This window comes from Streptomyces sp. FH025, from assembly GCF_017427025.1.
Lineage (GTDB): Bacteria > Actinomycetota > Actinomycetes > Streptomycetales > Streptomycetaceae > Kitasatospora.
Map to the genome: position 1 here is coordinate 1 of NZ_JAFLNG010000560.1, position 5,243 is coordinate 5,243.

General features: G+C 72.1%; 4 protein-coding genes. 1 reads left to right on the plus strand and 3 read right to left on the minus strand.

Features of this window, described 5'->3' with window-relative positions; genetic code table 11:
- Positions 1–2,225 (minus strand): GNAT family N-acetyltransferase (locus tag J0670_RS29330; RefSeq protein WP_307806749.1); only part of this gene is annotated, 2,225 nt, incomplete at its 3' end.
- Between the two features lie 226 nt (positions 2,226–2,451).
- On the opposite strand from J0670_RS29330, the gene J0670_RS29335 reads away from it, so the two are divergent.
- On the plus strand, positions 2,452–2,733 hold the full coding sequence (locus J0670_RS29335) for an HPr family phosphocarrier protein (RefSeq protein ID WP_196949572.1): 282 nt from the start codon (positions 2,452–2,454) through the stop codon (positions 2,731–2,733).
- A gap of 64 nt (positions 2,734–2,797) precedes the next feature.
- Here the strand turns inward: J0670_RS29335 and J0670_RS29340 are convergent, their stop codons facing one another.
- Positions 2,798–3,991, minus strand: coding sequence for an RtcB family protein (locus tag J0670_RS29340; RefSeq protein ID WP_207814720.1), 1,194 nt, complete (start codon positions 3,989–3,991; stop codon positions 2,798–2,800).
- A gap of 317 nt (positions 3,992–4,308) precedes the next feature.
- Positions 4,309–5,243, minus strand: a 935-nt coding sequence (locus J0670_RS29345; protein ID WP_207814721.1) for a pitrilysin family protein, incomplete at its 5' end; no start/stop codon positions are given.

The following is a 5,243-nucleotide window of genomic DNA, read 5'->3' on the forward strand; positions in this document are numbered from 1 at the left end:
GACAGGGTGATCCGGGCGCCGCCGGGCTGGGTGCGCGCCGAGAGGGAGCGGCGCGTAGCGCCCCGAACAAGAGTGGTGGTGGGCGACGGGCGGGACGTCGCGCGGGTGCTCAGCGCCGCCTCGACCAGGGCGCGGGCGCCCGGCTCGTCGATCCGGTCCAGCTCCGGGACGCGTGCCGTCTCCTCCGCCTCGGCGGTGCGGCGGCGCCACTGGGCGTAGTGAACGGCGTGCGCGAGGGCGCGCACCGTCCGCTCGGGCGCCGTGTAGGCGGGGATCCCGCCGGGGCGCAGCCGGACCGGCAGGTCGGTCAGGGCCAGGTGGGTCAGCATCAGGGGCTTTCCCAACTCCCGTGCGCGGACGCCGGCTTCGAGCAGAGCGGTGGCGATCTCCGGGTCGTCCGAGCCCATCTCGGGGTCGTCCGGGCCGGTCAGCCGGCCGCCCATGAAGGCGTGGGCGGAGGTGCCGATCGGCGGGATGGCGACGGCGATCACGGCGTCCACGGCGGGGTCACTGAGCGCGACGTCCAGCGCGATCCGGAAGTTCTCGCCGGTCGCGGCGGTGGTGAGGTCGACGGGCGTGCGGGGGCGCAGGCCGGCGCTCAGGCAGGCGTCGTAGGTGAGCAGGCCGAGCGAGTCGGAGTTGCCGACCACGGCGACCCGGTCGCCGGGCGGCAGCGGCTGCTGGGCGAGCAGCTCTCCGGTGTCGAACAGTTCGGTGATGGTCGAGACCCGCGTCACCCCGGCCTGTTCGAACAGCGCGTCGACGGTCGCGTCGCGCAGGCCGGTGGCGGTGGCCGGAACGGCGTGGCCGGGCGGCAGGCTGCCGGTGTGCCGGGCGCCCTTGACCACCACGACCGGCTTGACGGCGGCCAGGCGGCGCGCGATCCGGGTGAACTTGCGCGGGTTGCCGAAGGACTCCAGGTAGAGCAGCACCACCTCGGTCGCCTCGTCCTCGGCCCAGTACTGCAGGAAGTCGTTGCCGGAGACGTCCGAGCGGTTGCCGACCGAGGCGAAGGAGGAGACGCCGAGGCCGCGCTTGTGGGCGGACTCCAGCAGGGCCACGCCGATCGCCCCGGACTGGCAGAAGATCCCGAAACCGCCGCGGTCGGGCAGGTGCGGGGCGAGCGAGGCGTTCAGCGGGCGCTCGGGGTCGGTGTTGATCAGGCCGAAGGCGTTCGGGCCGATCACCCGCATCCCGGCGGCGCGGGCCTGGCGGACCAGGGCGCGCTGGCGGTCGCGGCCCTCCGGGCCGGTCTCCGCGTAGCCGGCGGTCACCACCACCAGGCCCTGCACGCCGTGCGCGCCGCACTCGGCGACGGCGGCGGGGACGGCGCTCTCGGGGACGGCGATCACCGCGAGGTCCACCGGCCCGGGAATGTCCAGAATCGAACGGTGGACGGGGACGCCGTCCAGCACGGTGCCGGGCGGGGCGTTGCGGTTCACCGCGTGGACGGTGCGCGGGTCGTCCTTGGCCTCGTACCGGCTCTCGAACTCGGTGTCGCAGGTGCCCAGCAGGTCGCGCAGGATGGCCCGGCCGACGGTCTGGGGGTTGCGGGAGACCCCGATCACGGCCACCGAGCGCGGGGTCAGCAGCCGCTGCACCGAACGGGCCTCGGCGCGGTGCTCACGGGCGCGCATCACCGCGAGCGAGCGGTCGGTCTGTTCGAGGTCGAACTCCAGGTGCACCACGCCGTCGGCGAAGCTGCGGCGCTGGGTGTAGCCGGCGTCGGTGAAGACCTTCACCATCTTGCGGTTCTCCGGCAGGACCTCGGCCTGGAAGCGGCGGATGCCGCGCTCCTGGGCCACGGCGGCGATGTGCTCCAGCAGTGCGGAGGCGACGCCGCGACCCTGGTGGGCGTCCTGGACCAGGAAGGCGACTTCGGCGTCCGTGCCGGTGTCGGAGGGGCGGCCCGCGGCGTCGATCCGGTCGTAGCGGACGGTCGCGATGAAGTGGTCCCGGACCACCACCGCGAGGCCGACCCGGTTCACGAAGTCGTGATGGGTGAAGCGACGGACGTCCTTGTCGGAGAGCCTCGGGTAGGGGGCGAAGAACCGGAAGTACTTGGACTGGTCCGACACCTGCCCGTAGAACTCGACCAGCCGCCCGGCGTCGGCGGGGGTGATCGGCCGGATCCGGGCCGTGCCGCCGTCGCGCAGCAGGATGTCGGCTTCCCAGTGCTGCGGATAGTCGGGTTGCTCGGGGTTCGCCACCGCGGGGTCTTCCACATTCGTCAGGTTATCCGGCGGCGAGCCGAATGGCGCCGACCAGGTGCTCACGGCAGGGTGGGCAGGGCCACCGACCGGGCCTTATGCCCCGAAAAGAAACAATCACAAGTCCTGAACGCGACGGCTCGAAGGGGTTGTCTGCGTGCAACACTGGTCTAGACAACACGGTCGTTTCCCCCGCTCCCCGAGCACGGCCGTGACCAGCTTCACCGGAAAGGCACGTCTCATGGCTGAGCGCCGCGTCACCATCGGTTGGGCCGAGGGCCTGCACGCCCGTCCCGCCTCCATCTTCGTCCGGGCCGTCACGGCCACCGGCGTGCCGATCACCATCGCCAAGCCGGGCGGCAACCCGGTCAACGCGGCCTCCATGCTCGGCCTCCTCGGCCTGGGCGCCCAGGGCGGCGAGGAGGTCATCCTCGCCTCCGACGCCGACAACGCCGACGAGGCCCTCGACCGCCTCGCCAAGTTGGTCGCCGAGGGCCTCGACGAACTCCCGGCCGCGGCCTGAGCCTCGCAGCACGCACCCGATCGGGGTGTCGCCACACCGTGGCGACACCCCGATCGGCTTTCGGTCAGCCCTTCACGCAGACCACCTGCTTGAGGTGCGCGACCACCTCGACCAGGTCCTTCTGCTGCTCGATGACCTTCTCGATGTTCTTGTAGGCGCCCGGGATCTCGTCCACCACGCCGCCGTCCTTGCGGCACTCCACGCCCTTGGTCTGCTCGGCGAGGTCGTCCGTGGTGAACCGCTTCTTCGCCGCGTTGCGGCTCATCTTGCGGCCGGCCCCGTGCGAGGCGGAGTTGAACGCCGCCTCGTTGCCCAGACCGCGGACGATGTAGGAGCCGGTGCCCATCGAGCCCGGGATGATGCCGAAGTCGCCGGTGCCCGCCTTGATCGCCCCCTTGCGGGTGACCAGCAGGTCGACGCCGTCGTACGTCTCCTCCGCCACGTAGTTGTGGTGGCAGCTGATCACCTCGTCGAAGGCGACCTTGGCCTTGGCGAACTCGCGGCGGACGACGTCCTGGAAGAGCGCCATCATCAGGGCCCGGTTGTGCTTCGCGTACTCCTGCGCCCAGAAGAGGTCCTGGCGGTAGGCGTTCATCTGCGGGGTGTCGGCGATGAACACCGCGAGGTCCTGGTCGATCAGGCCCTGGTTGTGCGGCAGCGAGCGGGCGACGCCCATGTGGTGCTCCGCCAGCTCCTTGCCGATGTTGCGGGAACCGGAGTGCAGCATCAGCCAGACCGCGCCAGTCGTATCAACGCATACTTCTATGAAGTGATTTCCTCCGCCGAGTGTCGCCATCTGCTGCATCGCCCGCCCGCGACGCCACTTGACGTCCTCCGCAACCCCGTCGAAGCGCTGCCAGAAGTCGTCCCAGCCCGCCGTGCGGAAGCCGTGGAGCTTCGTCGGGTCGACCGGGTCGGTGTGGAGGCCTCGGCCGACCGGGATGGCCTGCTCGATCTTGGAGCGGAGGCGGGACAGGTCGTCCGGGAGGTCCTTGGCCGTGAGGGAGGTCTTCACCGCGCTCATGCCGCAGCCGATGTCGACGCCGACGGCCGCCGGGCAGACCGCGCCCTTCATGGCGATGACGGAGCCGACGGTCGCACCCTTGCCCAGGTGGACGTCGGGCATCACGGCGAGGCCGTGCAGCCAGGGCAGGGAGCTGATGTTGCGCAGCTGCTGCATGGCCTGGCCCTCGACCGTGGCCGGGTCCGTCCACATCCGGATCGGCACCCGGATTCCGGGCACCTCGGTGTACGTCATGGTTGAACGACCTCCAGAGGTCGGGTGGTTCAGGAAGGGGACGCCGCGCGAAGAATCCCGGCACGGCTCGGGGAGGTTCAGGGGTGGGTGCGCTCAGGCAGCCGGGGCGGAACAGGGGAAGTACGGCCTTGGGGAGCGTCGTATGGTTCGCTCGACCCGCATGGTGACCGCCTCCCTTCGTTCGTCGCCCTTCGCACGTGCTGTGCGCCGGGGAACATCTATCCACGGAACGGGCCGGGCCCGCAACGGATTTAAAAACGCGTCCGGCCCGGCGGAGCGGGCAGCTCCACCGGGCCGGACGCACGAGGCGGCAGGCGTCAGCTGACGACGGTGACCTCGCCGATCCCGAGCGCCCGGACGTCCTCCGCGATCACGGAGGCGTCGCCGACCAGGACGGTGACCAGGCGGTCCGGCGGGAAGGCCGCGACCACGGCCTCGGTGGCCGCGGCGGTGGGCAGTTCGGCCAGCTGCCGGTAGACCTCGGCCTGGTAGTCGTCCGCGAGGTGCTGCTCGACCTGGTCGGCCAGGGTGCCGGCGACCGAGCCCGCGGTCTCGTACTTCAGCGGCGCGACGCCGACCAGGAACTGCACGGCCTCGTCGCGCTCGGCGTCGGTCAGGCCCTCGGCGGCGAGGGTGCGCAGGATGGTCCAGGTGTCGGCCAGCGCGGGGGCGGTGGAGGCGGTGTCCACCGAGCCGCTGATGGCCAGCAGCGAGCGCCCGCTGCCGTCGGCGGCGGAGCGCAGCGGCTGGGCGAAGGCCCGCACGCCGTAGGTGTAGCCCTTCTCCTCGCGCAGGACGCGGTCGAGGCGGGAGGTGAGGGTGCCGCCGAGGCAGTAGGTGCCGAGGATCTGGGCAGCCCAGACCGGGTCGTGCCGGTCCGGCCCGATCCGGCCGATGAGCAGCTGGGTCTGGACGGAACCGGGGCGGTCGACGATGACCACGCGGCCGCGGTCGTCGGCGGTGACGGGGGCGTGCGCGGAGGGCTCGGCGGCCGGACCGGTCCAGGTGCCGAGGGTGCTCTCCAGCAGGGCGGGCAGGTCGACCCCGGTGAGGTCGCCGACCACGACCACGGTGGCGGTGGCGGGGCGCACGTGGGCCTCGTAGAAGGCCCGGACGGCGGCGCGGTCGATCGACTTGACGGTGTCGGCGGTGCCGCTGCGGGGCCGGGAGAGGCGGTCCGCCGCCTCGAAGAGCTCGGCGTACAGGGCCTTGGCGGCGCGCCGCGCGGGGTTGGCCTGCTCGTGGACGATCT